This is a genomic window from Pseudovibrio sp. Ad46, assembly GCF_001623065.1.
Lineage (GTDB): Bacteria > Pseudomonadota > Alphaproteobacteria > Rhizobiales > Stappiaceae > Pseudovibrio.
In genome coordinates, this window is sequence record NZ_LMCG01000040.1 from 422,333 (window position 1) to 447,685 (window position 25,353).

A 25,353-nucleotide genomic window follows, 5' to 3' on the forward strand; every position below is an offset into this window, starting at 1 on the left:
CTGCGAAGTCTGGACCATTGATAGTGGTCAGACGCAGCTTTCTCAGTCCATGGGACGACTGGTGTTCATGACGGAGGGATTGGGCTTTTATGAAGTCACCAAAGAGATCCGGGAATGGGCCAAGGCGCTCCAATTAAAAGATGGATTGCTCACATTATTCGTTCGCCACACTTCGGCCTCTGTCACCATACAGGAAAATGCTGATCCGACTGTTCTGCAGGACCTGCAAAAGGCCCTGACAAATCTCGCGCCTGAAAATGGTGGGTGGCTCCATTCCTATGAAGGCCCGGACGATATGCCTGCGCACATCAAGACCATGCTCACAGGAGTATCTCTGCAAATACCGGTGGTCGACGGCGAGTTGGATTTGGGGACCTGGCAGGGGATCTACTTGATCGAACATAGAAGAGCGCCGCATCGACGCTCCATGACCCTGCATTATCTTGGTTCCTGACGACTGACAGCCCTCAGTCAGAAATACTAGCCACAACGCTGACGAACCAGAGCCCTAGAGCGATAACCATCGCCCGCTTGGAATACTCATGATAGGCGGTGCGTAGCGCGTCGCTTTGCATTTTGTTTGGGTCTTGCCCGCTGCTGTCCTGCCCCTTGATCAAGGCCCACGCATCATCGCCGTCATGCTTACCGTTTGGCATAATCCAGGCTTTGTAAACAAGAACAGCACTCAGAGTGATTGCAAGCATAGCGCCTGTACGGAAAGAACTTGCCGGATCAAAGCTGAGCGCTGCCATAATCAGGAGCACGCCGAGGCAATAAAATCCGCAGATACGAGCAACACTGGCACGGGCAGCACGTTGTAAAGCGTCCATAGGTTTCTCCTAGGCTTCTATTGGAGATAAACTATAGACGCAGCTCTATTGAATTCGACTTAGCGGAAGTTGTAAATTTGAATCGGCGTAAATGGACTACAAACGACGGTCAGTGCTTGTAAGAGTTTACTTACAACTTTCTGAAAATTACATCTTAATCTCTATGAGTTCTTCCGGTTCATCCTTGTCAGAAGTGTCAGGTAGATCTATCGAGAGGTCTCGTTCGCCTGGTTGCTCCAATAAACTTGCCAGATAAAAATGACGCTCATCCTCGGAAAAAGTAACGTAGGAAAGTGAGATTCCGACAGCAAATCCTAAGAACACACCGAGCAATCCGCCCATCTCAGCAGGAAAACCAAACCAGAAGCCCGTGGAACCACTGGTCACGGCAAGAGCGTAAAACAGGGTTGCCAAGCTGCCTGAGAGCATTGCACTGTATGCCGCTGTTGCGTGAAATCTGCTCCACCAGCATGAAAGTACAAGCACAGGAAAGAAGGCTGCAGCTGCAAGGGAGAGCGACAATGTCAGCATGTCTAAGAACAACAAACTCTCGCTATAGGCAAGATAGGTGACAAAGGCACAGATCACCAGAACCACAACACGTGCCAGCACGATTTTCTGGTTGAGTGAGGCACGCGGCAACACCAAAGTCTCAATGAGATCTCGCGAAACGCTTGTTGAAAGCGTCATCAAGAGTGCAGAACTTGCAGCAAGTGCGGCTGCAACAATCCCAGACCTGATCAACGCCGCAATGAGACCGCTTTGATGGCCCTGATCAAGTGCATTCGGCCCAAGCAGGTTCTGAAGCCGTTCATCTGCCAGCAACAGGAAATAGGCCGACCCAACAACCATCAGGAGCAAAAGGAAAGAAAGAGAATATCCGGCAGCGCGACGAGCAGATGCTGAACTTCCTGTTCCCTGGAACTTGCTGAGAAGGTGGGGAAGGCTAGCCATGCCAATAGCAAAGAAGAGAGCTGTGCCAATCAACGGCCAGAGACCGCCAGCATATGGCCCCTGCATCAGGAACCAGCCGATACTTGTATTCTCAATATCAATGATCGCGGCGAGTTGCTCTGTGAGCGAAGTACTGACAACACTGGTGAAACCAACATTCTCAGAAATCATAGGTGAGGTTAGCTGGTCTAAACCAAGCAGGATGACTGGCGAAAGGCAGGCAAACACCATCAGCACACCTTGCAGAGCCTGTGTCCACACAGCTCCGCTGATACCACCAAGCACAACAGAAATGAGCAACACCATTGAAAAGAGCAGAATGCCCGTCGTTGAGGTCGCGTTGAGAGATGTTGCCAGAACCTGACCACCAATCAGCATCTCAGTGCACAGGAGAGGAATACCAACGAGAACAACCAGACCACTGGCAATCAACCGCACCAAATTGCTCTGTAAACGAACACCCAGAAACTCCGGAACCGTCGCCGAACCAAACTTCCTGAGAGGAGAGGCAAAGAGCACTGCACATAAGACAAGACTGCTCACCCATCCTAAAACAATTGGGAAGCTGATGTATTCTGGCAAGAAAACCACACAGAGGAACAGGGGAAAGAAGCTGCCACCAACAAAGCACGCAGCTAAGGTCACACCCGTCAAGCCTGCTGGCACATTCTTACCACCCCAATGATACTCAGAGAGCTTCATCGTCCGCGCCAGAATACCCACCATGGCAAATACCAGCAACGGCAGCAAAGCCATCAACGCTTCGATGAGCACGACAACAACGCCCGCTTTTTCCATAACGGCGAGTAGACCGGTCAGCAAAAAGAGTGCGAGCGTGAACAGACAAAGTGCAAGCGTAAGACCTTTGTATTGTGAAGGATGAGGATCGAGGCTGGAGAGTGTCATGATGTGCTCCCCTGCTGCTGAGAAGAGCCTGTGTTGCTTTCATCAAGCCTGTCTTGTGCGCCGCAAAACCACGAGATCAGGATACTGGCGACAAAAAACAGGAGGCATCCCCACACATAACTGTTTGATAGAGAACCCAAAAGCCCACTCAACTCATTTTGAGGCGCATTTGGATCAGAGCCGGGTGCTCCATAATAGACAGCGATGCCAAAGAAGATGAGCCAGAGAATGAGCGTTGCAGCCATGAGTGCACGTGTTTTGGTCCAATAGGCGACTCTATTTGGTGTACGCACTCCCACCTCCAGTAATGATTACCCAACGTATACATACTCTACAGTCCCCTAAGCGAACCGCTAGACTAAAATTCTACTACCTAATACTAATCCCCAATCCTCGAAGTTCAAAAAACAGAAAAACGCAGGATTTGGGAGACCCATACTTTGGGAGCAACTCTTGAGTTCTATGCATGCCTTCTTGCAATATCTTAATGATTACTGACGGTTTTGTGGTAAAAGTGCGTGAGATGAGTGAAAACAATCAACTTCATGCTTGCCAGCACCTCCCTGTTTCGCATAATGCTTTTGTATAGGGGGATGCGACCGATTGAGACTCTAAGGAGTTCTAAGGTTGTAAAATATCTATCGTGGCGTTTTGGGAGAGCTGCGAAAATCTCGTTCAAGCTCCCAAGGCGTCGAAAACTGTACATCTGATGATCTTATTTCGACGAGACGGATCGAAGGTCATTAGAGGCAGTCCACGACAAGAAATGGAGGAGCACAGCGTGCACAACGCGGTCCACCGCTTTATTATCGCTGATGACCACCCGCTGTTCCGTGGTGCAATGCGTCAAACAATCGAGAAACAGTTCGCATCGGTAAAGATTATCGAGGCTGGGAGCCTTGATGAAGTCACCGCTGCGCTCGATCGGGAGGAAGACGTAGACATGATCCTTTTGGATCTGTCCATGCCGGGCATGCGAGGGTTCTCTGGATTAATGTACTTGCGTGCTCAATATGTGGGTGTGCCAATTGTTGTCGTTTCCGGAACAGAAGATCCGACTACAATTCGCAGTGCCATTGAGTTTGGCGCGTCCGGGTATATTCCAAAGTCACTTGGTATTGATGTTATTCAGGATGGTGTTTCAGTAGTTCTGGAGGGAGGCGTTTGGATTCCACCAGACATTGACCTGAACACCGTTGATGAAGCAACCAAAATGGCTCAGCGTCTGGCCTCTTTAACACCGCAGCAAGTGCGCGTGTTGATGATGCTTTCGCAAGGTTTGCTGAACAAGCAGATCGCCTATGAATTGTCTGTATCGGAAGCGACTGTAAAAGCGCATGTTTCTGCTATTTTGCAGAAGCTTGGTGTTGAAAGTCGGACACAGGCAGTCATTGCAGCGGCAAAGATCGAAGCTGGTCAGTGGCAAAGCATTGCTGGCTAGGTATTCTTCGAGTTGATCTACGAAAAAAGGCGCTCTTTGGAGCGCCTTTTTTGTTGGCAGTACAAAGGTGAGGCTGCTGAAAGATCATGTGTCCCCGAGAGCTGCCTTGCACCGCATCAGGTGTGCTCGCAGCACAGCTGGTTTCAGCGGCTTATGGATCATCTCCATATCTTTGTCAGAGGCCTCTGTTCGCACTTCTGCCGTTCTATCTGCAGTAATAAGCATAGCAGGGAAGTGCACGCCAAACTTCCAGCGCAGGTGCACAACGGCTTCAATGCCAGTCCCCTGATCCAGATGGTAATCTGCCAGAATGATGTCTGGTTGCGTCTTGCTGGCATAGATTGCCTTAGCAGCATCCTGCGCATTTGGAGCCGTCAGCACGTTACATTTCCATGTACGCAACAAAGACTCCATGCCCTCCAGAATCTGCGGTTCATTATCGATAGCCAGCACATTGAGACCAGCCAGCTGACTGACGATAGCACTAGGCTGAGCTTGTTTTACAGCAACCGGCACACTCATAGCCTCTTTAATGGCAAGAGAGAAGCGAGAGCCTTTCCCATCCTGAGACTTGAGTGCCACGTTGAGCGCCAACACCTTACTAATGCGTTCTACGATGGAAAGGCCAAGCCCAAGCCCGGAGGCAATGCGTGCGCCATCATCAAGGCGGCGGAATTCCTTGAAAATCAGCTCCTGCTGCTTTTCTGGAATGCCGATCCCGCTATCGTAGACCTCAATATTTGCCATATTGTTCTTAGTCTTGCGAACACCAACTACGACGCCACCTTTTGTGGTGTACTTCAACCCATTCGAAATGAGGTTCTGCAGCAAACGCCGCAAAAGACGTCGATCTGAGCGCACACAAACATCTGTGCTGCGGATTGTGAGCTTGAGCCCTTTTTCCTTGGCAATTGGAGTGAACTCTACGCGCAGTGGGTTGAGAATATCATCAAGGCGGAATGTCGAAATCTCTGCCTTGAACGCTCGGGTATCCAGACGGGAAATATCAAGGACGGCACCAATGATCTCTTCTACAGACTCCAGTGAGGCCTCGATATTGCTAACCAGTTTGCGGTCTTCCGGGTCTCCGTCCATGAAACGGTCGGTCAGGGTAGAAGAATAAAGTCGTGCTGCATTCAACGGCTGTAAAATGTCATGGCTTGCGGCAGCCAAAAACCGCGTTTTGTCCTGATAAGCCAGCTCAGCTGTCTTCTTGGCAGCCTCGAGCTGCTCATTCACCTTCGTCAGCTCTTCAGTCCGGTCACGAACCCGCTGCTCCAAATTCTCATTGGCGCGGGCAAGAGCTTCCTCTGCAAAAACACGCTCAGTAATATCAGTGTAACTAGTGACCAGGCCACCATAGGGCATTGGGCTGGTACGCACTTCCAACACTGTTCCAGTGCTGACTAGGTGCTCCTGATAGGTCTCTTGGCGATTGATGAAATTGTGCATGCGCAGACCGACAATCTCGTCTACATCGCCATCTCCAAACTCGCCTGCTTCTGCAATATGGCGGATCATCTCTTCAAGCGAAGTGCCAACTTGTCCAAATTTGGCCGGCAACATAAGCATTTCGCGATACTGCCGGTTCCAGCAGATCAGGCGCAAATCCTTGTCATAAACGGAGATACCCTGCCGCACTTGGTCCAGCGCGATCTGCAAAAGGTCGCGGTTATATTGGATGGCCTCGGTCGCATCATCCAGCAGTTTGATGGCTTCCTGAGTGCCCGGGTCTCGCCGTTTGAGCAGAAGAGAAAGCACCAGTCGTGCGGATGCTGATCCGATTGCACTGGCGAGCAGCTGCTCGGAAAAACGCAGGATCACGGCATCAGCTTCTTCGCTGCTGTCAATCGTGATGCGATGCTCCGCAGCATAAGTATCAAAGGAGCGTTGTGTCCGCTCTTCTCCAACATAACGAGAAATCGTTGCTTGTAGATCTCCGATCGTCACTGTTGTCCGCAGCTTCCGCAGGGCGGGGGCCTGTGCAATCCCAGTGGGCACAAAGGTGTTGGCCTGAATGCGCTCAATCGCAGTTGGTTGCCGCGTGAGCGAGAAGACCACGTAAAACAGCAGTCCTGACAAAAGGCTCCAGAGCACACCGTGCACAAACGGATCCATATCAAGGTAAAGCAATGCTTCAGGCTTCAGGAACTCTATGCCGAACGGGCCGTTACTAAGGATGTTTGAGCCAAAGATACTCTCCCGCGCAAAGACTGGAAGCAGCAGAGTGTAGAACCAGACTGCAAATCCAGCCGTCATACTGGCAATCGCGCCGCGCGCCGTCGCTCTGCGCCAGATTAAGCCGCCGATAAAGGCAGGAGCGAACTGTGCAATTGCTGCAAAAGAAAGAAGGCCGATGCTCGAAAGAGCCGCGCTATCACCCGCAACGCGATAGTAGACATAACTTCCTAGAATGACGAGGAAGATCGACATGCGTCGAATGCCCAGCACCAGCTGGCTCATGTCTTCGCCTGAAGTCGAAATGATCTCGTCTTCACTACGCCGGCGCAGAATAATCGGCATCACCAGATCGTTGGAAACCATGATGGAAAGCGCAACGGTGGTCACAATCACCATGGCTGTTGCTGCGGAAAGACCACCAATAAACACCAACAGGGTCAACCAATCAGCATCATAAGCACGAGGCAGCGCCAGCACGAACATGTCCGGGTCGACCGTGTTGCCTAAAATGGTCATACCTGCAAGGGCAATGGGCACGACGAACAGATTGATGGCGATTAGGTAGCTTGGAAACAGCCATGTCGCCCGCTTCAACTCAGCTTCACTGTTGTATTCTGTCACTGTCACATGAAACTGGCGAGGCAGAAGCACAATCGAGAACAAAGACAGGAGCGTGATAACGGCCCACTTGCTGGCATTGATATTCGTGAACAGGTCCTGTGAGCTGTTGGTGTTAGCAAAGGAAGCGTGCAGGAGATCCCATGGCCCATCAAACAGCATGAAGGTAACCCAAATGCCGATCGCGAGAAAAGCAACGAGCTTAACAACGGCTTCAGTCGCGATGGATAGCATCAAGCCTTCTTGGTGCTCTGTTGCATCAATATGGCGGGTGCCGAATAACCACGTAAACACAGCCATGAAAATGGCGATCATCAGTGTCTCATCACCGAAGATCGAAATCTCCGCATCATCAAGCGACAACAAGGGGTGCAGCACAATCGTGCCGACAGACAGATCCAGTGCCTTCAGTTGAAGGGCGATGTAGGGGATCATGCCGATAAAGGCGATCAATGTGACAATCGCGCCGACCATAGGGTTTTTGCCATAGCGTGCAGCAATAAAGTCGGCAACGGATGTAATCTTTTCTGCCTTCGCAAGTTGGATCACCCGCAGGATCAGCGGAAACCCAAAAGCGAATACGAGGATAGGCCCGAGGTAAATGGCAATAAACTCGAAACCATTTCTCGAAGCAGATCCGACAGATCCAAAAAAAGTCCATGATGTACAATAAACGGAGAGCGAGAGAGCATAGATGAGTGGCCGCCCTCTTGTCTTTTTAACGCGGTTCTTGGCGACTTTGTCACCGTAACTCGCGATAACAAATAAGAGCAGTATATATGCCAAAGCGACAAGGACTACGATCCAACCTTGAAGCATGCTTCCCCCGCCGGACTGGTAGGTCCGTTACTTCCATTAAGTGTTTTTTGTCTCTCAATGTTGCACAGTTGACCGATCTTTTGTGAAAGGCAAGAGTTCAATACGAGTTATTGCGTCTTTGTAACCGTAGATTTTTCCGACCGCGACGAAAGGCTATGAGTTGGGACAACAACGCAATTCTACCAAAGAGAACCTGCTAGGTGCCTTTGAAAATATCGAGAATGTATCTCTCGACAGTCCAAGCTGGCTGAAGCGCATCTATGCTTTCTTCTTTTATAGATCCGACTTGGATACCCTTCTTAAGTTAAAGGGGTATCTTGGGCGCAGTGCGGCGTATCTGACTTATAAGAATGTGCAAGAATACTCCCGCTCTCGGGCTGGTGTTCATTGGAAGACACTGCTTGACGAGGAAGATTTTCAGCAGGCTCTCGAAGCCTCCCGTTGGAGCTCCTTCTCCATCACTGTGGAGCTTGTGGGCGAAATGGCTCTCATTGTGTTGCGGCAAAAAACGAGAATGGACCCGCAGGATCTTGCTGGCATGATCGGGCAACTGCTCAAGGAAATCTTGGTTGAGCATCAGGAAGCTTCCGTTTGCTCTGCGCAGGAATGGAATGCCTTAGCTCAGAACATGTCGACCAAAATGCGTACGGATGCTTTAGTGCCAGCCCGCAGTGTTGCAGACATTGCAGCAACACAGGTCTCGAAGATCTTTTGTAGCTTACCGGTTCACAAACGCCTGCATGGTCATGATGAGCTGTTGCTTCTCAACGGATTGCGATTGAACCTTTTGCAACTGCAGCATGAGTTTTCAATACGTGCCAACTTCAAAGCACTTACAGAACTGGCACAAAACCATCAGATCCGATCTCCTGACCCTGATTTGTGAGTGCGAAATAAAATTTCAATCGCGGCACACGACTCAAGGAAGGGGGCTTCGATACCGGGCGAAAAGAGCCTGAAACGTTGTGCTACGGTGGAAAACCTAGGCTCAGAGTATGATATATCCTGCGACATATACGCGCCGTATAGGTGAACACGCTTACTACTTTTGGTTTACTCTACTTAGTCTTATTCCAAATTACGCAATGATTTTGCGTCGTGACCCAAAACTCGTAAAATAATATTTTACATAAACTAACCTAAGGGTTCTCTGGGTTTTACAATAGGTAAATGCATTATCTAGCGGGAGGGCAGCGTCGCTTCCGATGTCTTCAAACTCCAGATTTACACGCACAGGTTTAGAGAACGCTCGTCTCCTACATAATATATCAATGAATTAGCGGGAATTAATCGTTAAATCAGTCGCAGGCTAGGTGATTGACCTAGCTCAGGCCATGGGATAGCTGATTAGTCAAAATACCCATCTAGATACCCGTTTAGATAAGCGTACGGGTGCGCCTACAACAACTAGGAAACTACTATGGTCTCCTCTTCATGCTTGCACAGTGTTCTGGATACAGCCGTTAATGGCATCATCGTCATCGATGATAACGGAACGATCCTGATCTATAACCGTGCTTGCGAGACTATGTTTGGCTACAAGAGCGCCGAAGTCGTTGGCAAGAATGTCAACACACTGATGCCGAGCGCCACTGCTAAGCAGCATGACCAGTTCATTCGGAACTATCTGAAATCCGGAGACCCGAAAGTTGTCGGCATTGGCCGCGAAGTCGTCGGTCGCCATAAAGACGGAACCGAAATTCCAATAGAGCTGTCCGTTGGCGAAGCTCAGACAGAAAGCGGTCATCAGTTCATTGGCGTCCTGAAAGACCTTCGGGCAACCAAGGAATATGAAGAACGCCTTCGTGTGCTGCAATCTAACCTGGTGACGATGACCCGAGTGAACGCGCTGGACGAAATGGGCGCTGCGATTGCTCACGAGGTTAATCAGCCACTCACGGCTCTGATGCTCTATCTGCAAACGGCAGCGCGCCGTGCAAGAGCTGCCGATCAGCCTGATGATCCTATGATCAGCCTGATGGATAAGGCTGTGGTGGAGGCTGAACGTGCTGGTCAGATCATCCAGCGGATGCGTAACTTTGTCGAACGACAGGCTCCGCAATGCATCGGAACCGGTCTTGCAACACTCATTGATGATTGCCTCGAGCTCGTTCGGGTAGGGCACGAAGCGGATGATGTCGAGTTCATCTCTACTTTCGTGGACTATAACTACCAGCTTGAGTTGGACTCCGTACAAATACAACAGATTCTTGTAAACTTGATCCGAAATGCCGGCGAAGCCGTAAAGGATCAACCTGTTAAGCAAGTAGTTGTTTCTGTCGAACGTGACGATGACAATGTGTTTGTTAAGGTTATGGACACCGGACCAGGGCTGGATGAGGAAGCAGTGTCGCACCTTTTCAAGGCCTTTACTGGGACAAAGCGGCGCGGTTTAGGTATTGGACTTGCGATTTCTCGGAGTATAGCCCAAAACCATGGTGGCGATTTACTTGTTGAGCCATATGAGGAAGGTAAAGGTGCAACCTTCACTTTGAGGCTCCCGGTAAACTCAAAAGCAACAAGCTAAGCTGAAGCTGTTGTTTAGAACAACAAGAATAAGGACCTGAGCAATCATGACCATGCCGTCTGTGATCCATATTGTTGACGATGACCCAGCGGTTCGCGACGCGCTTTCTCTGCTGTTTGAAACAGAAGGGTTTCGCGTAAAATCCTTTGCGAATGCTGAAGAGTTTCTTGGTGGGGTAGAAGAAGAAACACCGAACTGTGTTCTTCTTGACGTTCATATGCCAGGACGCTCAGGCATTGATATTCTGAAAAGCCTGAATGGTGAGAACTTCCCTGCACCAATCTTTATCATTTCCGGTCAGGGCGATATCCCAATGGCTGTTGAAGCGATCAAATCAGGCGCTTACGACTTCATTGAAAAGCCATTTGACGTTGAATCCATCATCTCTCGTGTGCGTGAAGCTGTTTCCAGAAATGCACAGGCGAGTGGTGCAAACACACTGACATTCCCTGGCGCAGAAACTCTGACGCCACGCGAACGCCAGGTGTTGACTGAGATCACTGCTGGTTCCTCCAACAAGGAAGCTGGTAGAAACCTCAAGATCTCTCCACGTACTGTTGAAGTTCACCGCGCGCGCATCATGGAAAAACTTGGTGCACGTAATGCTGCGGATCTCGTCCGCATCGTCCTCACTGGTGAGCCACCAGCTGCTTGATGTAGCGCAACTTCATAGGGAATGATTGGCTATACTTTCGGCCAATCTTGTTATTCCCGAGTGTTACTACGCATTACAAGACCCCGGCGCTTGGTTATGGTGACTGGTGAGACAAAGTGCTGCACCTTTGTGCTTTGTCTCATGAGCTACGAGAACAACGCTGGGGTTTGTTGTGATCTATATTGTCGAAGATGATGTATCTGTGCGAGATGCAATTGCCAGGATGTTTGAGAGCCTCGAACTCTCATGCGCCGCTTTTGCAGATGGAGAATCGTTTCTCTCAGATGCTTCACCTCGTATAGATGACACTGTCTTTGTTGATCTGCATCTTCCCGGATTGGCGGGATCTGATCTGATTGAGAAGGTTGCTGCTTTGGATGAGGCGCCACAAATTGTCGCAATCAGCGGCCAGCCTCTCTGGAAGATCACGCGAGATTTGCCAAAAATCACCACAACGCCTGTTGTTCGTAAGCCATTGAAAGAACAGGACTTATTGGTGTACGTGTAAACTTGATCTAACGCAAAATTTCGATTGTTTCAGATCAAATTACTAAGATATGAACCTGCTCCATAAGTTTTAATGCGTATTTTGACGTTGCATTCTAATCAGTAAATCTGCATCAACAGGTCAGGCAAGCAATGACGGATGTTTGCCATGGCCAAGCGGCATTTAGAGAATAGACGAATAGTTCTCGCTACTTGCCCAGGCACGATGTTTGCGGAGATATCCGCGAGGAGGGATTATGGTATCGGCCACATTGACAAAGCTTAGCGACCTTGATGGCCAGGCACCATTCAACGGTTGTCAGGAAAACTTCAAGCAGCCAGAAGCCGCGGGAAAGCATCTTGGTCGTAAGCAGCGTTTGTCTGCGCATGACGTGCTTTTCTATGAAGGTGATAAGGCAGAGCGCCTCTATGAAGTTGTGCGTGGGGTTATGATGCTCTACAAGCTGCTTCCGGACGGACGTCGCCAGGTGGTCTATATTCTGCGTGAAGGCGATATGCTCGGTTTCTCCAACCGTGACTTCTTCGACTGCACGGCTGAAGCGCTGACCGAAGTTGAGTTGCAGGTTTTCGAAAGCCGCGAGATCTCTACTTCTCCGATGATGCAGCACTATGTAAATCGTTGCTTGCTCTCCCAGATGGAGATCCTTCACGAGCACACAGTTCTGCTGGGCCGTAAATCCGCACTGGAGCGCGTTTCTACCTTCCTGATGAGCTTGGTGCCAAACCGTGGTGGACACGGCTGCTCAGGCCCGAATGAAGAGGGTCGACCAGATACCAAGACTGTTGCACTGTCCATGACCCGTCAGGAAATTGCCGACTATCTAGGCCTGACCATTGAAACCGTAAGCCGCGTGATTTCTCAGTTGAAGCGTCGCGGTCTGATCAAGGTTGAAAAGCAGGACAGCATCCACATCACCAATATCTGTGGCATCTGTCAGCTGACTGGTATGCACTAAGAAGCTCACTTCTAGAGCAAAGATGTCCTGATAAGGCATCCGCTGTACATGAATGAAATAGGCGCTGAAAACTCAGCGCCTTTTTTTGTTGTCTGGACAAAAGAAAAGCGGCCCATAAAGGCCGCTTCTTTCATCTTTGGATTAGATCGGGATTAAACCGCGACAGAGTGCCGTGCTTGCTGAGTTGCAAGGTAAGTATCAAACGCCGCTGCCACCACGCGAACATAGCGTCGGCCTGCATCTGTCACTGTAACAACCGTTCCCTCAAGGGTCGCAACGCCATCATCGATCATTTCCTGCATCTCAGCTGGAATGCTGTCAAACTCACTGACTGGCAATCCGTGCTTTTCTGCAGTGGCTGCGTAATCGACCTCATAGTAGGTCATCAGCTGCATGATGATTTCAGCACGGCACAGATCGACCTGATCAACGGCAATGCCTTTCTTGATCGGCAGTACATCATCAACCACCATACGCTCCCATTCGCGAGCTGATGGTGTCGTTTGCACATAGCCTTGTGGCAAGAAGCCGATGGAGCTGCAACCGAAGCCGATCAAGGTATCAGCTGTATCGGTGGTGTAACCTTGGAAGTTCCGGCGTAGGCGGCCTTCCTTCAAAGCGATTGCCATCTCGTCCGTTGGCAGAGCAAAGTGGTCAAGACCGATCACTTCATAACCAGCATCGACAAGCGCATCGCGAGAAACGTCAGAAAGGCGGATACGCTCGTTCGCGCCCGGCAGGTTCTCTTCCTTGATCAACTGTTGGTGTTTCTTGAACCAAGGCACGTGCGCGTAACCGAACAGAGCAACACGGCCCGGCGCAAGTTCTTTGGTGTACTCAACTGTCTCGCGAATTGTCTGCTCAGATTGTCCCGGCAACCCGTACATCAAGTCAAAGTTGATATCGTTCAATCCAACATTACGAAGAGCGGTAACAGCCTTCATCACTGTTTTGTACGGCTGAATGCGGCCAATCTGTTTCTGAACGTCTTCATCAAAGTCCTGAACGCCCAGGCTGGTCCGTGTGATGCCAGCCATTTTAAGTGTCTCGGCCAGATAATCACCAACGGTTCTCGGATCGAGCTCGATCGCGTGCTCTATGTCCTCAGAGAAAACGAAGTTGTCCTTCAGCTTTTCGACAATCTTCAAAAAGGCTTCGCGCGGAACGAGGCTTGGTGTGCCGCCACCCCAATGGATGTGGTGCACCAGACGGCCTGTACCAAGGCGTTTCAGCACAAGGTCGATCTCTTTGAGCATCAACTCCACATACGCAAGCACCGGCGCCATCTTGCGTGTCGCCTTGGTGTTACATCCGCAGTAATGGCACATTTCTTGACAAAACGGCACATGCAGATAAAGCGACAAAGGAGTGTCATGAGGAATACTCTCCAGCCAGTCACCATAGAGAGACGGTGTCACAGCTTCACTGAAGTGAGGAGCTGTTGGATAGGAGGTATAACGGGGTACGTTCAAGGACGCATATTTTTGCTCTAGATCGGTCATGACGCTACCATACGCAAATGGACTAATTGAACTTTGATCCCTGTCAACAACACTGAGTTTTTAAAAAACTGAAGTCCCTTCAAGCAATTCGTGGCTGTTTGCGAACAGTTCTAAACTCTCTGATTGAAATTATATATTGATTGGTTCTATCAAGATTGATCATATGAATTGCGATTTGTACTTCTTGTGTCGTGACGACATGAGGAGGTAAAGCCGTGAGCGGAAAAGACATTCTGAGTTTAGTTGGAGTTCTTGCGCTTGGAGGGGCAGGAGCTGCTGTCTTTGAACTACTTTCTCTTCCTGCTGGTTTTCTGGCAGGGCCTATGGTTGTCTTGGTTCTGGCGAAATCTCTTTCTCTACCTTTGATCGCTAATCAGGATTTCACATTTCCCAAGCATCTAACCTCCACAAATTCCATATTTATCGGAGCTGCAATGGGGACTGCTGTCTCTCCAGATTTCTGGGAGGGGGCCTCTTTGTGGCCTTTGTCGATGTTAGCGCTGGGTGCTGTTGTCGGTGGCATCACCTCAGCGGTCTACCTTTACGCTTACAAGAAATGCAAATGGGGTAGGGATGAGGCATTCTTCGCAGGTTTACCGGGCGCACTGGGAATGACCGCTGCGCTCGCCTTGGAGAGGGGAGCGCCCATGGACCGAATTATGATTGTCCAGCTCGTGCGCCTCTTCCTTTTGATTGCTGTTCTGCCTTTGATTGTCACAAATATGGTCGATTCAAATGAGGTAGCCGACGTTATAACTAAAGATGCCGAAGTGGCGTTCAGTCCAACGGTTGTAGTTGAACTCATAGCTGCTCTTCTGATCTGCACGATCTTTGCAATGCTGGCCTTAAGGCTGAAGGCGCCTGCTGGGCTGCTCACCGGGGCATTCTTTGCCAGTGCTGCCCTTAACTCAACGGGGATTTTAGAGTTTAACTTGCCTGCTTGGCTTGCCATGCCTTGCTACGTAATCATGGGAACCAATGTAGGCCTCTATATTGGGAAGATGGAAAGCAGTACCCTAAAGCCCATGCTTGGCACGTCTCTTGTGGTGTTTGCGATCAGTCTGTCAGTTGCGCTGACAGGGGCGCTGGTGACGTCTTGGGCTCTGGACATCTCATTCGATAAGGTTTTTCTGGCCTTTGCTCCCGGAGGTATGGAAGCAATGCTTCTTATATCGATCCTGCTGGACATTGATCCGGTGTTCGTTGCCACCCACCAGTTAGCTCGCTTTATGGGACTTTTAGCGTTCATGCCGGTTGTGACCAGATACGTGCTGGGGCCAACCTCCGCGCAAAAAACAGATCCCACGGAAAATTCGGTTGCGACCTAGGTCGAGTTTCGCTGCGAGAGTTTGGTGCGCTGCGGTATGGAATTGAGAACTGATCTAGCTAATCATGATTCTATGTATGCGTGCCGCCTCCGCTTCACCTATCAAATTACGCTAACTTTCTCAGGAACCAGTGAAACTCGCTTCAAGCTGCGCCAAAACAACGCATCTTACCCTAAATTCATGTAATATATGACGAAAACCCAATAATGGGGGGTGTAGTTGCGAATTAGAGTAATTTTATTTTTTTTGTTCGAGTTCTTTTTGACATGTATCAAGGGCGGGGCAATTTGCCACCCATAGAACTACGCTCAGGTAGTCCTATCTGGACGAACTTGTTTACTTTATATGGGGCGAACATCATGGGTGAGCGGAAAGTCAGATATCTGTCACTTGAAGAAGGCGGTTACACCGTACTTCTTTTGGTAGCAGCGATTTTCTGTCTGATCATTGCAGGGAAAACCTGGGATCAGGTCTTGGCATTTCATACCGCTTTGATTGCATTAGCATCACTGGCGGGTATCTTCTTTATTTTTCGCCGATACTTCGACGGAAACAACAGTCCGGCACCGTTAGAGATTAACGGCAAACCGAACTATAATATGGGGCCCGTAAAATTTGCGACTTGGGCTTCTGTTTTTTGGGGTATCGCAGGCTTTTCCGTCGGCGTGATTATCGCTTCGCAGTTGGCATTCCCAGCGTTGAACTTTGATCTGCCTTGGACCAATTTTGGGCGTCTCCGTCCTCTCCATACTTCAGCCGTGATTTTCGCATTTGGCGGAAACGTGTTGATTGCGACATCGTTCTACGTTGTGCAGCGCACGTGTCAGGCCCGCCTGATGGGTACGATTTCGCCTTGGTTTGTTGTTCTGGGTTATAATCTGTTCATCGTTGTTGCGGGTACAGGTTACCTGCTTGGTGTTACACAGAGTAAAGAATACGCCGAACCAGAATGGTACGCAGATTTGCTGCTGACTATTGTCTGGGTGGCCTACCTGTTGACATTCTTGGGGCCAATCTGGCGTCGCAAAGAAGCTCACATTTACGTAGCGAACTGGTTCTACCTCGCGTTTATCGTGACAATTGCAGTTCTGCATTTGTTCAACAACGCGTCTATTCCTGTCAGCATCTACTCCACTAAATCCTATATTGTTTGGGGCGGCGTTCAAGATGCGATGGTGCAGTGGTGGTATGGCCATAACGCTGTTGGCTTCTTCCTGACTGCTGGCTTCCTGGCGATCATGTATTACTTTATTCCAAAGCGTGCTGAGCGTCCGGTGTATTCTTACCGTCTGTCAATCGTGCACTTTTGGGCTCTGATCTTCCTATACATCTGGGCTGGTCCTCACCACTTGCACTACACGTCTCTGCCTCAGTGGGCGGGCACGCTCGGTATGACCTTCTCCATCATCCTTTGGATGCCTTCCTGGGGTGGTATGATCAACGGTCTGATGACTCTGTCAGGTGCTTGGGACAAACTGCGGACAGATCCTGTTCTGCGTATGATGGTTGTTTCCGTTGCATTCTACGGCATGGCGACCTTCGAAGGACCTCTGATGTCCATCCGTGCTGTGAACGGTCTGTCACACTACACTGACTGGACGATTGGTCACGTACACGCTGGCGCACTCGGCTGGGTTGGTTACATCTCCTTCGGTGCTCTGTATTGCCTGGTTCCTTGGCTTTACAATAAGTCATTGTACTCTTTGCGCTTGGTTAACTGGCACTTCTGGGTCTCTACACTTGGCATCGTGTTCTATATCTGTTCAATGTGGGTATCCGGCATTATGCAGGGTCTGATGTGGCGTGCTTACGACAGCCTCGGCTTCCTTGAGTACTCCTTCATCGAAACAGTTGATGCGATGTACCCGTTCTATGTCATGCGTGCATTCGGCGGTCTGCTCTTCCTCGCAGGTGCTCTCGTCATGGTTTACAACCTCGTAATGACAGTTCGTGCCGGTGAAGCAGTTGAGAGCGAAGGTGCAGGTCAACCTGCTCTGACGCCAGCGGAATAATCGGGAGATCACGAATGTCTGCTTGGAAAAAACACCAAATCTTCGAGAAAAACTCGCTGATCCTGATTGTTGGCATCATCATCATGATCTCAATCGGCGGTCTCGTGGAAATCGTGCCTCTTTTTTACCTGAAAAGCACGATTGAGAAAACTGAGGGCATGCGCCCTTACACTCCGCTTGAGCTTGTTGGACGTAACATCTATGTGCGTGAAGGCTGTTATGCATGTCACTCACAGCAGATCCGTCCAATGCGCGACGAGTTGGAGCGCTACGGCAACTACTCGCTGGCAGCGGAATCCATGTACGATCGTCCATTCCAATGGGGTTCTAAGCGTACTGGTCCTGACCTCGCTCGTGTAGGCGGCAAGTACTCTGATGAGTGGCAGCGTGATCACCTGATCAACCCACGCTCAGTGTCTCCGACCTCAGTGATGCCTGGCTACCCGTTCCTGATGGATGCCAAGCTCTCTACGATCGAGATCGAGAACCATCTGAAAGTGAATGCATTGTATGGTGTTCCTTATACCGAGGAACAGATCGCAAGCGCAAAAGTGGATCTCCTCGCTCAGGCCGAGCCTGATAGTGATGCAGCGGAAGCGTTCGAAGAGCGTTACCCAGATGTTCTCATCCGCGACTTTGACGGCAACGCCAAAGAAGTGACTGAGATGGATGCACTTGTGGCTTATCTGCAGATGCTTGGCACACTCGTAGACTTTAGCCTCTACGACGAAAAAGCCAACTTGCGCTAAGGAGAAGATGATGGACGCGACTTACACCGCTCTTGCACACTTCGCGCAAACTGGTGGCCTGCTCTATTTCATGGCAATCTTTGCAGGCGTAGTTCTTTACGCTTGCTGGCCAAGCAATGGGGAGCGCTTTAACGATGCTTCACAGATCCCGCTGCGGGAGGACGATTAATGGCTGAGCACAAAAAGGAAATCGACCAGGTAACGGGTGTCGAAACCACTGGTCACGAATGGGATGGCCTGAAGGAACTCAATCATCCGCTCCCTAAGTGGTGGCTCTATATGTTCTACGGCACCATCGTATGGTCCGTAATCTACTGGATCCTCATGCCAAGTTGGCCATTGGTCAACGGCTATACAAAAGGTCTTCTGAACTACAGCCAGCGTGCGGTTGCAACGGAGAACTTTGATGTAGCGGCTGCAGAGCGCGCAGAAACCGGCAAGATGCTTCTCGAAGCATCTCTCGAAGAAATTCGTGATACTCCGGAACTGCTCGAGTTTGCTATGGCTCAGGGTGAAGTGGCATTCGGTGACAACTGTGCACCTTGTCATGGAACTGGTGCGACAGGCTTTGAAGGCTATCCTAACCTTCAGGACGACAGCTGGATCTGGGGTGGTGACTTGGACACCCTCTCAACCACGATCTCTTATGGTGTTCGTTCAGAACATGACGAAACCCGGTATGCGGAAATGCCTGCATTCGGCCGTGATGAGCTGCTTGAAAAAGAAGAGATTGTTCAGGTTGCGAACTATGTTGGTTCTATAGCAGGTCTTCCAACACAAGAAGGCGTTGATCTGGAAGCAGGCAAAGTGATCTATGAAGAGAACTGTGCTGCCTGTCATATGGAAAACGCTAAGGGTGATCTGGAAACAGGTTCTCCGAACCTGACAGCACCAACCTATCTCTATGGCAAGTCCGTAGAAGACATCATCGCGCAGGTGAATGCACCACGTCACGGTGTGATGCCTGCATGGATCGATCGTCTGGGTGAAACCACAGTTAAATCACTGGCTGTGTACGTTCACTCACTCGGTGGCGGTCAATAAGATCTCTGAATATTTTTGAGATGACGACATAAGCGAGGACGCGTAAGTGCCCTCGCTTCACTTGCACAAAGCACATCGCCAACTGAGGAAGACATTATGTCTAGCCAAGTTGAACCCATCGATAAAGAAGAGGACGAAGCCTGGTTCGCGTCAGCGGCTAAAGTTTACCCTATGGAGGTAAATGGCCGTTTTCGGAAAATCAAATGGGCAATCCTTTTTATTACCCTTGGAATTTATTACTTTACTCCCTTCATCCGTTGGGACAGAGGGCCTTTGCTCCCTGATCAGGCTGTTCTCGTCGATTTTGAGAGAAAAAGAGGTTATTTCTTCTTTCTCGAAATCTGGCCACAGGAAGTCTATTACCTCGCCGGATTGCTCATCATTGCAGCTGTTGGTCTGTTCTTGATGAATGCTATCGCGGGTCGTCTCTGGTGCGGTTATCTTTGCCCGCAGACAGTTTGGACAGACCTGTTCTTCCGCGTAGAAAGCGTGATTGAAGGCGATCGCCGCAAAAGGATTACGCTGGACAAACAGCCCTGGAATGCAGAAAAGATTCTCAAAAAGGGAACGAAGCATTTTCTCTGGTTGATGATTGCCTGGTGGACCGGCGGAGCGTGGGTTCTTTACTTCGCGGATGCTCCAACCCTTGCGTATGATCTGGCAACCGGTCAGGCTGCATTTTCTGCTTATGTCTGGATCGGCATCCTGACGTTCACCACCTATTCGCTGGCTGGTCACATGCGTGAGCAGGTCTGTGTGTATATGTGTCCTTGGCCACGTATTCAGGCAGCTCTTACGGATGAGCATGCGCTCAATGTGACGTATCGCTACGACCGTGGTGAACCTCGTGGTCACTTGAAAGAGAGCAAAAAGCGCATCGCAGAAGGCTTGCCAGCTGGTGATTGTATCGACTGTAATCAGTGTTTCTATGCATGTCCGACTGGTGTCGACATTCGTAAAGGCGCGCAGCTCGATTGCATCCAGTGTGGTCTGTGTATTGATGCGTGTGACTCAATCATGACCAAGGTTGGAAAGCCAACGGGTCTGATCGCATATGACACGGACGATAACATTGAGCGTCGTGAGAAAGGTGAGACAGCAGTTTACCGTCTGATCCGTCCTCGTACTGTAGTCTATACAGCAATCATTGCGTTGATTGCAGGTGGGATGCTGTACGCCCAGCTCAATCGCTCCATGACGAGTTTGTCTGTCGTTCATGACCGGAACCCGCTGTATGTTAAACAAAGTGATGGGTCCTTCAGAAACGGCTACTCACTCCGCCTGCTGAACAAACACAACGACGAGCAATCTTTCACGCTTAGCGTTGAAGATATGCCTACAGGGGCTACCTTTGAGGTTGTGGGCATTCACAAGAATGCGGCTGACGTGACAAAGGATACTCAGCTGAGCTTGTCGGTAGATGCTGATACGACCCGTTCTGTACGAGCACTGGTGTTCTCTCCAGCTGGCGTTGAAATGCCAAGCTCTCTGCCTATGAGCTTTAAGCTGGTGGACACAGAGACGGGTGAAACAACAGTGATCAGCGACTTCTTCCGGGCACCCGGCAAATAGTCGTCACAGGCTGTAAAAGCACCTAATTAAACTTGCGTGATAAGGGGTACGCCCCTTATCACTTTAACAATCAAAAGGCGAAGCTCACCCCCCATCTTATGAGCCGCCAAAAGGAGCTAGGATATGACAATGGCTGTAGACCACAAGTCTCCACGCAAGCCACGGCAGATTACCGGCCGAATGGTTCTGTTCAGCCTTATCGCGTTCTTCGGTGCTATCGCCGCTATGAATGCTGTTATGATCTATATTGCGCTCGATACCTTTCCAGGACTGGAAGTCGATAGCTCCTACAAGGTAAGCCAGCGATACAACAAAGAAATCGCCAAGGCGAATGCTCAGGCCGCTCTGAACTGGAGCGTAAATGCTGCCATTGAACGCAACGGTGATGGCTCTGCCCATATTCGCGTTCTGGCTAAAGACAAAGCTGGTGCTCCAATCACTGGCGAAATGGTCACCGTTAAACTGCACCGCCCAACAATCACCGCAGCTGATCAGGATCTTGTTCTGTCTGAGCGCTCCGCGGGTGAATATGTAGCCAATGCATCTGGCATTGGTGCGGGCAACTGGAACGTGGTCGTAGAAATCGCGGATCGAAGTGACAAAACACTTCCGATCTTCCGTTCCAAAAACAAGATTTTCTTCGCTGAGTAAGGCGGTAATAGCATGTCTGCGCCTGAAAGGGATTGGGCTGCATTCGTAACAAATACCGATGATGGCAAGGCTCATATGGACCTTGCCGTTGATGGTATTACGTGTGCCGCATGTATGTACGAAATTGAGCGTGGCCTCCAGAAATTGGATGGCGTAGAAAAAGCACGCGTAAACCTGTCATCCCACCGTCTTTCAGTGGACTGGGATGGAGAGAAGACCAATCCATCTCCTATTGTCGATCTTCTCCAAAGGCTGGGCTATAAAGCGTACCCTTTTGATCCTGCTCAGGTAAAATCCCGCGGCGATGCTGTGGGCAAAGAGATCTTGCGCGCACTGGCCGTCTCTGGCTTTGCAGCAATGAATATCATGCTGTTGTCCATCTCAATCTGGTCTGGCAACGCATCAGATATTGATCCTGAGACCCGGTCTTTCTTCCATTGGATTTCCGCACTAATCGCACTGCCAACCGTCGTTTACTCTGGCCGCATTTTCTTCCGCAGTGCCTACATGGCTGTGAAGACAGGCCGTTTGAATATGGACGTGCCGATCACAATCGGGGTGTTGCTCGCAACTGGCCTATCCATGTGGCAAACCGTTCAGGAAGCAGAGCACGCTTATTTTGATAGCGCAGTGATGCTGTTGTTCTTCCTGCTCGTTGGCCGTTACTGCGATCATCTCATGCGCAGAAAAACGCGTTCTTTTGCGGAAAACCTCGCGACTTTGAAAGCCGAGAGCGCTGCTAAGATACAAGAGGACGGCAGCGCACTCGATGTGCCTCTATCTAAATTGTCTATTGGTGATCGTGTTCTGGTCAGAGCTGGTGAGCGCATTTCCGTCGATGGCAAAATCTCCACGGGCACATCAGAAGTCGATCAGAGTCTGGTGACAGGCGAAACCTTGTTACAGCCTGTCGGGGAAGGGGACCTCGTCTACGCAGGTACCATGAACACCTACGGCGTGTTGGAGATTGAAGTCACAGCTGCTGCAAAAGGCACACTGCTTGATGAAGTGAACAGGCTTTTGGAAACGGCTATGGAAGGTCGGTCCAAATACGTTCATATCGCAGATCGCGCCTCACAGCTTTATGCGCCCGTTGTGCATGCGGCTGCACTACTGACGCTCGTGGGCTGGATCATGCTCGGCATGGCGTGGCAGCCGGCTTTGGTCATCGCGATCTCCGTTCTCATCATCACATGCCCCTGTGCTCTAGGCCTTGCAATTCCGGCAGTTCAGGTTGTGGCAAGCGGCTTGTTCTTTAATGAACGAGTGCTGCTGAACGCTGGTGATGCGATTGAGCGTCTGGCGACAGTTGATACCATTGTGTTCGACAAAACCGGCACTCTGACATTGCCAGAAGCTTCGCTCTCAAAGGAGCATGGTCTTGCAGCTGAACAGTTAGAGCTGGCGGGTCGTCTTGCTCTGTCTTCTTCACATCCATTGTCTCAGGCCATCGCAAAAGCAACCGGCGCACAACAAGCACTGCCAGATGCAAAAGAGAGTGCGGGCAAAGGGGTGGAAGCTGTCGTCGATGGAATGTGTGCGAAGCTAGGCTCTCCCGCATTTTGCGGTGTTTCTGATGAGCAGCTCGAACAAGCAAAAACGCAGCAACCGGATGCTTCCTTTGTCGCTTTCCAATCTGGAGACAAGCCTGCACAATTGCTTCCCGTTGGCCAGTTTATGAGGGAAGGGGCAACTGAAACGATCCAGAAGCTCAAAACTGCGGGCTACACAATTGAAATTCTCAGTGGTGACCATAAAGGTGCAGTCGAACACGCAGCGCAGATGCTTAGTGTTGAAAGTTGGCAAGCTGCTATGAAGCCTCAAGACAAGATCGACCATATCGAAAAACTGAAAGCACAAGGCAAGAAGGTTCTGATGGTTGGTGATGGCCTCAATGATGCCCCCTCGCTCGCGGCAGCAAACGTATCCATCTCGCCTGTTTCAGCGGTTCACGTCAGTCAGGCAGCTGCAGATGCAGTCTTCCTGGGAGATAGCCTTGCGCCCGTTATGAGCGCACTGACAATCTCGAAGAAAGCGCGTTGGGTGATGAACCAAAATCTCGCCATTTCTGTTGTCTATAACTTGATTGCAGTGCCGTTTGCAGTGCTAGGTTTTGTCACACCTCTTGTTGCAGCCTTGGCTATGTCGGGTTCTTCCATTATTGTGACACTCAACGCTGTACGCCTGAGAATGCTCGCAGGCTCATCTACTCAGCCTAATCCGGAGGCCTGAACAGAACTATGGAAGTCTTAATCTACCTCATTCCGATTGCGTTGTTTCTTGGTGGCGCAGGTTTGGTAGCGTTTTTATGGTCCCTCCGCTCTGGTCAGTATGATGATATGGAAGGGCCGAAATGGCGTATACTGGATGATGGTGATTTGCAGGAAAACAGTACACCGGTAGAAGCTGCTAAACGCAAGGTTTCCTGAGTAGGGACCTCAGCGTCACGAGCTGTATTTAGCGATAAGAGAAATGAAATGAGAGGCTTGTAAGCGACCCGCTTCAAGCCTTTTTCTATGCAGTTTTGAAAGCAACAAAAAAGGCCAGCAAATTTGCCGGCCTTTTGCAATGAATTGAGGTAGCGTTTAGCCGCCAGCAAACTGATAAACAGCCTGGCCTTGCGCAGCATCCAGATCTTCTTCCGCTGGAGCATCGGTGAATGGCAACTCAAGAGTCTGCCAAACATCCACCAGAGCATCGCGCAGATGATCAATCAGGGCATCGTTGTGGACTGGGCCCGGAGTGATGCGCAGACGCTCAGTGCCGCGTGGAACTGTTGGGTAGTTGATTGGCTGAATGTAGATGCCATGCTTATCCAACAGCAGATCGGTTGCCTGCTTACACAGATCAGGATCAGCAACCAGCACTGGAATGATGTGTGTGTCAGAAGGCATCACAGGGAGGCCTGCTGCTTTCAGTACATCTTTTGTGCGCTGTGCCTGACGCTGCTGACCTTCGCGCTCTACACCGGATTCCTTCAGGTGCTTGATGGAAGCTGTTGCTGCCGCAGCAAGTCCTGGTGGAATAGCAGTGGTAAAGATGAAGCCTGGAGCATAGGAGCGAACCGCATCAATGATAGTCTGAGAAGCAGTGATATAACCGCCCATCACACCGAATGCTTTCGCCAGTGTACCTTCAATAATGTCGATGCGATCCATGACGGCGTCACGTTCAGCAATACCTGCGCCGCGCGGACCGTACATGCCAACAGCATGCACTTCGTCGATATAGGTCATCGCATTGTACTTGTCGGCAAGGTCACAAATGCGCTCGATCGGTGCGATATCGCCATCCATGGAGTACACGGATTCAAACACGATCAGCTTTGCGCGGTCGTTTCCAGCAGACTTGAGCAGGTCTTCAAGGTGCTCAAGGTCATTATGACGCCATACTTTCTTAGAAGTCCCTGCGCCGCGAACACCCGCAATCATGGAAGCGTGGTTCAGCTGGTCAGACAGGATCAGGCAATCAGGAAGCAACTTTGCAATTGTCGAAATGGACGCTTCGTTGGAAACAAAACCACTTGAGAAAACGAGGGCGCCTTCTTTTCCGTGGAGGTCTGCGAGTTCTTCTTCAAGCTGTACCAGAGGGTAGTTCGTGCCCGAGATGTTACGCGTACCGCCTGCGCCAGCTCCCATGCGCTGAACGGTTTCTGTCATGGCATCAATAACTTTAGGGTGTTGGCCCATCCCCAGGTAGTCGTTTGAACACCAAATGACGATTTCACGGAGGTTTTGATTTTCTTTACGCCACAGTGCGTGTGGGTGACGCCCTGCAATGCGTTCGAGATTAGCAAATACGCGGTACCGTTTTTCATCCTTCAAAGAAGCAATCGCCTCATTGAAGATATTTTGGTAGTCCATTTTTTGCCCCTTATATTGCGGCGGTATTATTCGGCGATACTTTAGAGTTAGCCTAAACTTAGCGATAATCCTTATCCCTGTCGAAGGACACATTGACGCGGTCCATGGAATTGCGGATTTATCAAAGGATTTTTTCACCTAACGCATATCAGCCTATATATATCGCAGACATAGTCTTTGACATAGAACTATAATTGGGCAGTCTTGCAATTTGTTATGTTCTCTGCCACACCTTGTA

General features: G+C 50.1%; 22 protein-coding genes. 16 read left to right on the top strand and 6 right to left on the bottom strand.

Features of this window, described 5'->3' with window-relative positions:
* Positions 1–49: 49 nt before the first annotated feature.
* Positions 50–454 (top strand): secondary thiamine-phosphate synthase enzyme YjbQ, encoded by a 405-nt coding sequence (locus PsAD46_RS08905; RefSeq protein WP_206599618.1) that lies wholly within the window; start codon positions 50–52, stop codon positions 452–454.
* 13 nt (positions 455–467) lie between these two features.
* Here the strand turns inward: PsAD46_RS08905 and PsAD46_RS08910 are convergent, their stop codons facing one another.
* The 3 genes from PsAD46_RS08910 to PsAD46_RS08920 all read right to left on the bottom strand — a co-directional run bounded on the left by PsAD46_RS08910 (position 468) and on the right by PsAD46_RS08920 (position 2,983).
* Positions 468–830 (bottom strand): hypothetical protein, encoded by a 363-nt coding sequence (locus PsAD46_RS08910; RefSeq protein ID WP_057464959.1) that lies wholly within the window; start codon positions 828–830, stop codon positions 468–470.
* Between the two features lie 147 nt (positions 831–977).
* Positions 978–2,690, bottom strand: coding sequence for a sodium:solute symporter (locus PsAD46_RS08915; RefSeq protein WP_063306620.1), 1,713 nt, complete (start codon positions 2,688–2,690; stop codon positions 978–980).
* Positions 2,687–2,983 carry a hypothetical protein gene (locus PsAD46_RS08920; protein WP_208980478.1) on the bottom strand — a complete coding sequence of 99 codons (297 nt, stop codon included), beginning with the start codon at positions 2,981–2,983 and terminating at the stop codon, positions 2,687–2,689. Before PsAD46_RS08920 ends, PsAD46_RS08915 begins: the two co-directional genes overlap by 4 nt.
* 488 nt (positions 2,984–3,471) lie before the next feature.
* Between PsAD46_RS08920 and PsAD46_RS08925 the strand changes: the two genes are divergently transcribed.
* Positions 3,472–4,131, top strand: coding sequence for a response regulator transcription factor (locus PsAD46_RS08925; RefSeq protein ID WP_008550072.1), 660 nt, complete (start codon positions 3,472–3,474; stop codon positions 4,129–4,131).
* A gap of 84 nt (positions 4,132–4,215) precedes the next feature.
* Here PsAD46_RS08925 and PsAD46_RS08930 read toward each other — a convergent pair whose 3' ends face one another.
* On the bottom strand, positions 4,216–7,749 hold the full coding sequence (locus PsAD46_RS08930) for a PAS domain-containing hybrid sensor histidine kinase/response regulator (protein WP_063306621.1): 3,534 nt from the start codon (positions 7,747–7,749) through the stop codon (positions 4,216–4,218).
* Between the two features lie 160 nt (positions 7,750–7,909).
* On the opposite strand from PsAD46_RS08930, the gene PsAD46_RS08935 reads away from it, so the two are divergent.
* The 5 genes from PsAD46_RS08935 to PsAD46_RS08955 all read left to right on the top strand — a co-directional run bounded on the left by PsAD46_RS08935 (position 7,910) and on the right by PsAD46_RS08955 (position 12,394).
* Positions 7,910–8,635, top strand: coding sequence for a hypothetical protein (locus PsAD46_RS08935; protein WP_063292159.1), 726 nt, complete (start codon positions 7,910–7,912; stop codon positions 8,633–8,635).
* A gap of 534 nt (positions 8,636–9,169) precedes the next feature.
* Positions 9,170–10,276 (top strand): PAS domain S-box protein, encoded by a 1,107-nt coding sequence (locus PsAD46_RS08940; RefSeq protein ID WP_063306622.1) that lies wholly within the window; start codon positions 9,170–9,172, stop codon positions 10,274–10,276.
* Positions 10,277–10,328: 52 nt separating this feature from the next.
* The gene (locus PsAD46_RS08945) at positions 10,329–10,931 is read left to right on the top strand and encodes a response regulator (protein ID WP_181952038.1); all 603 of its coding nucleotides are present in this window, start codon (positions 10,329–10,331) and stop codon (positions 10,929–10,931) included.
* 172 nt (positions 10,932–11,103) lie between these two features.
* On the top strand, positions 11,104–11,439 hold the full coding sequence (locus PsAD46_RS08950; protein ID WP_057464964.1) for a response regulator: 336 nt from the start codon (positions 11,104–11,106) through the stop codon (positions 11,437–11,439).
* A gap of 235 nt (positions 11,440–11,674) precedes the next feature.
* Positions 11,675–12,394: a helix-turn-helix domain-containing protein gene (locus tag PsAD46_RS08955; protein WP_063287338.1), complete on the top strand. Its 720-nt coding sequence runs from the start codon at positions 11,675–11,677 to the stop codon at positions 12,392–12,394.
* Between the two features lie 152 nt (positions 12,395–12,546).
* Here the strand turns inward: PsAD46_RS08955 and hemN are convergent, their stop codons facing one another.
* A complete protein-coding gene (gene hemN / locus PsAD46_RS08960) occupies positions 12,547–13,896 on the bottom strand; it encodes an oxygen-independent coproporphyrinogen III oxidase (RefSeq protein WP_063306623.1) in 1,350 nt (449 codons plus the stop codon).
* A 215-nt stretch (positions 13,897–14,111) separates the two neighbouring features.
* On the opposite strand from hemN, the gene PsAD46_RS08965 reads away from it, so the two are divergent.
* From PsAD46_RS08965 to ccoS, 9 genes are all read left to right on the top strand, one after another.
* Positions 14,112–15,224 (top strand): AbrB family transcriptional regulator, encoded by a 1,113-nt coding sequence (locus PsAD46_RS08965; RefSeq protein WP_063306624.1) that lies wholly within the window; start codon positions 14,112–14,114, stop codon positions 15,222–15,224.
* Between the two features lie 359 nt (positions 15,225–15,583).
* Positions 15,584–17,236, top strand: coding sequence for a cytochrome-c oxidase, cbb3-type subunit I (ccoN, locus tag PsAD46_RS08970; RefSeq protein ID WP_057464968.1), 1,653 nt, complete (start codon positions 15,584–15,586; stop codon positions 17,234–17,236).
* A 14-nt stretch (positions 17,237–17,250) separates the two neighbouring features.
* The gene (ccoO, locus tag PsAD46_RS08975; protein ID WP_063287341.1) at positions 17,251–17,985 is read left to right on the top strand and encodes a cytochrome-c oxidase, cbb3-type subunit II; all 735 of its coding nucleotides are present in this window, start codon (positions 17,251–17,253) and stop codon (positions 17,983–17,985) included.
* 10 nt (positions 17,986–17,995) lie between these two features.
* Positions 17,996–18,154, top strand: a complete 159-nt coding sequence (locus PsAD46_RS08980) for a cbb3-type cytochrome c oxidase subunit 3 (RefSeq protein ID WP_057464970.1) — start codon at positions 17,996–17,998, stop codon at positions 18,152–18,154.
* On the top strand, positions 18,154–19,029 hold the full coding sequence (ccoP, locus tag PsAD46_RS08985) for a cytochrome-c oxidase, cbb3-type subunit III (protein WP_057464971.1): 876 nt from the start codon (positions 18,154–18,156) through the stop codon (positions 19,027–19,029). The genes PsAD46_RS08980 and ccoP overlap by 1 nt, the downstream gene beginning before the upstream one ends.
* A 171-nt stretch (positions 19,030–19,200) precedes the next feature.
* Positions 19,201–20,601 carry a cytochrome c oxidase accessory protein CcoG gene (gene ccoG, locus PsAD46_RS08990; protein ID WP_063306657.1) on the top strand — a complete coding sequence of 467 codons (1,401 nt, stop codon included), beginning with the start codon at positions 19,201–19,203 and terminating at the stop codon, positions 20,599–20,601.
* Positions 20,602–20,724: 123 nt separating this feature from the next.
* Positions 20,725–21,252, top strand: a complete 528-nt coding sequence (locus tag PsAD46_RS08995; RefSeq protein WP_063287342.1) for a FixH family protein — start codon at positions 20,725–20,727, stop codon at positions 21,250–21,252.
* 12 nt (positions 21,253–21,264) lie between these two features.
* Positions 21,265–23,484, top strand: a complete 2,220-nt coding sequence (locus PsAD46_RS09000; RefSeq protein WP_063302331.1) for a cation-translocating P-type ATPase — start codon at positions 21,265–21,267, stop codon at positions 23,482–23,484.
* Positions 23,485–23,492: 8 nt separating this feature from the next.
* Entirely contained in the window at positions 23,493–23,681 is a 189-nt protein-coding gene (gene ccoS / locus PsAD46_RS09005; RefSeq protein WP_057464974.1) for a cbb3-type cytochrome oxidase assembly protein CcoS, read from the top strand.
* Positions 23,682–23,837: 156 nt separating this feature from the next.
* On the opposite strand, the gene hemA is transcribed toward ccoS, so the two are convergent.
* Positions 23,838–25,115: a 5-aminolevulinate synthase gene (gene hemA, locus PsAD46_RS09010; RefSeq protein ID WP_057464975.1), complete on the bottom strand. Its 1,278-nt coding sequence runs from the start codon at positions 25,113–25,115 to the stop codon at positions 23,838–23,840.
* Between the last annotated feature and the right edge of the window lie 238 nt (positions 25,116–25,353).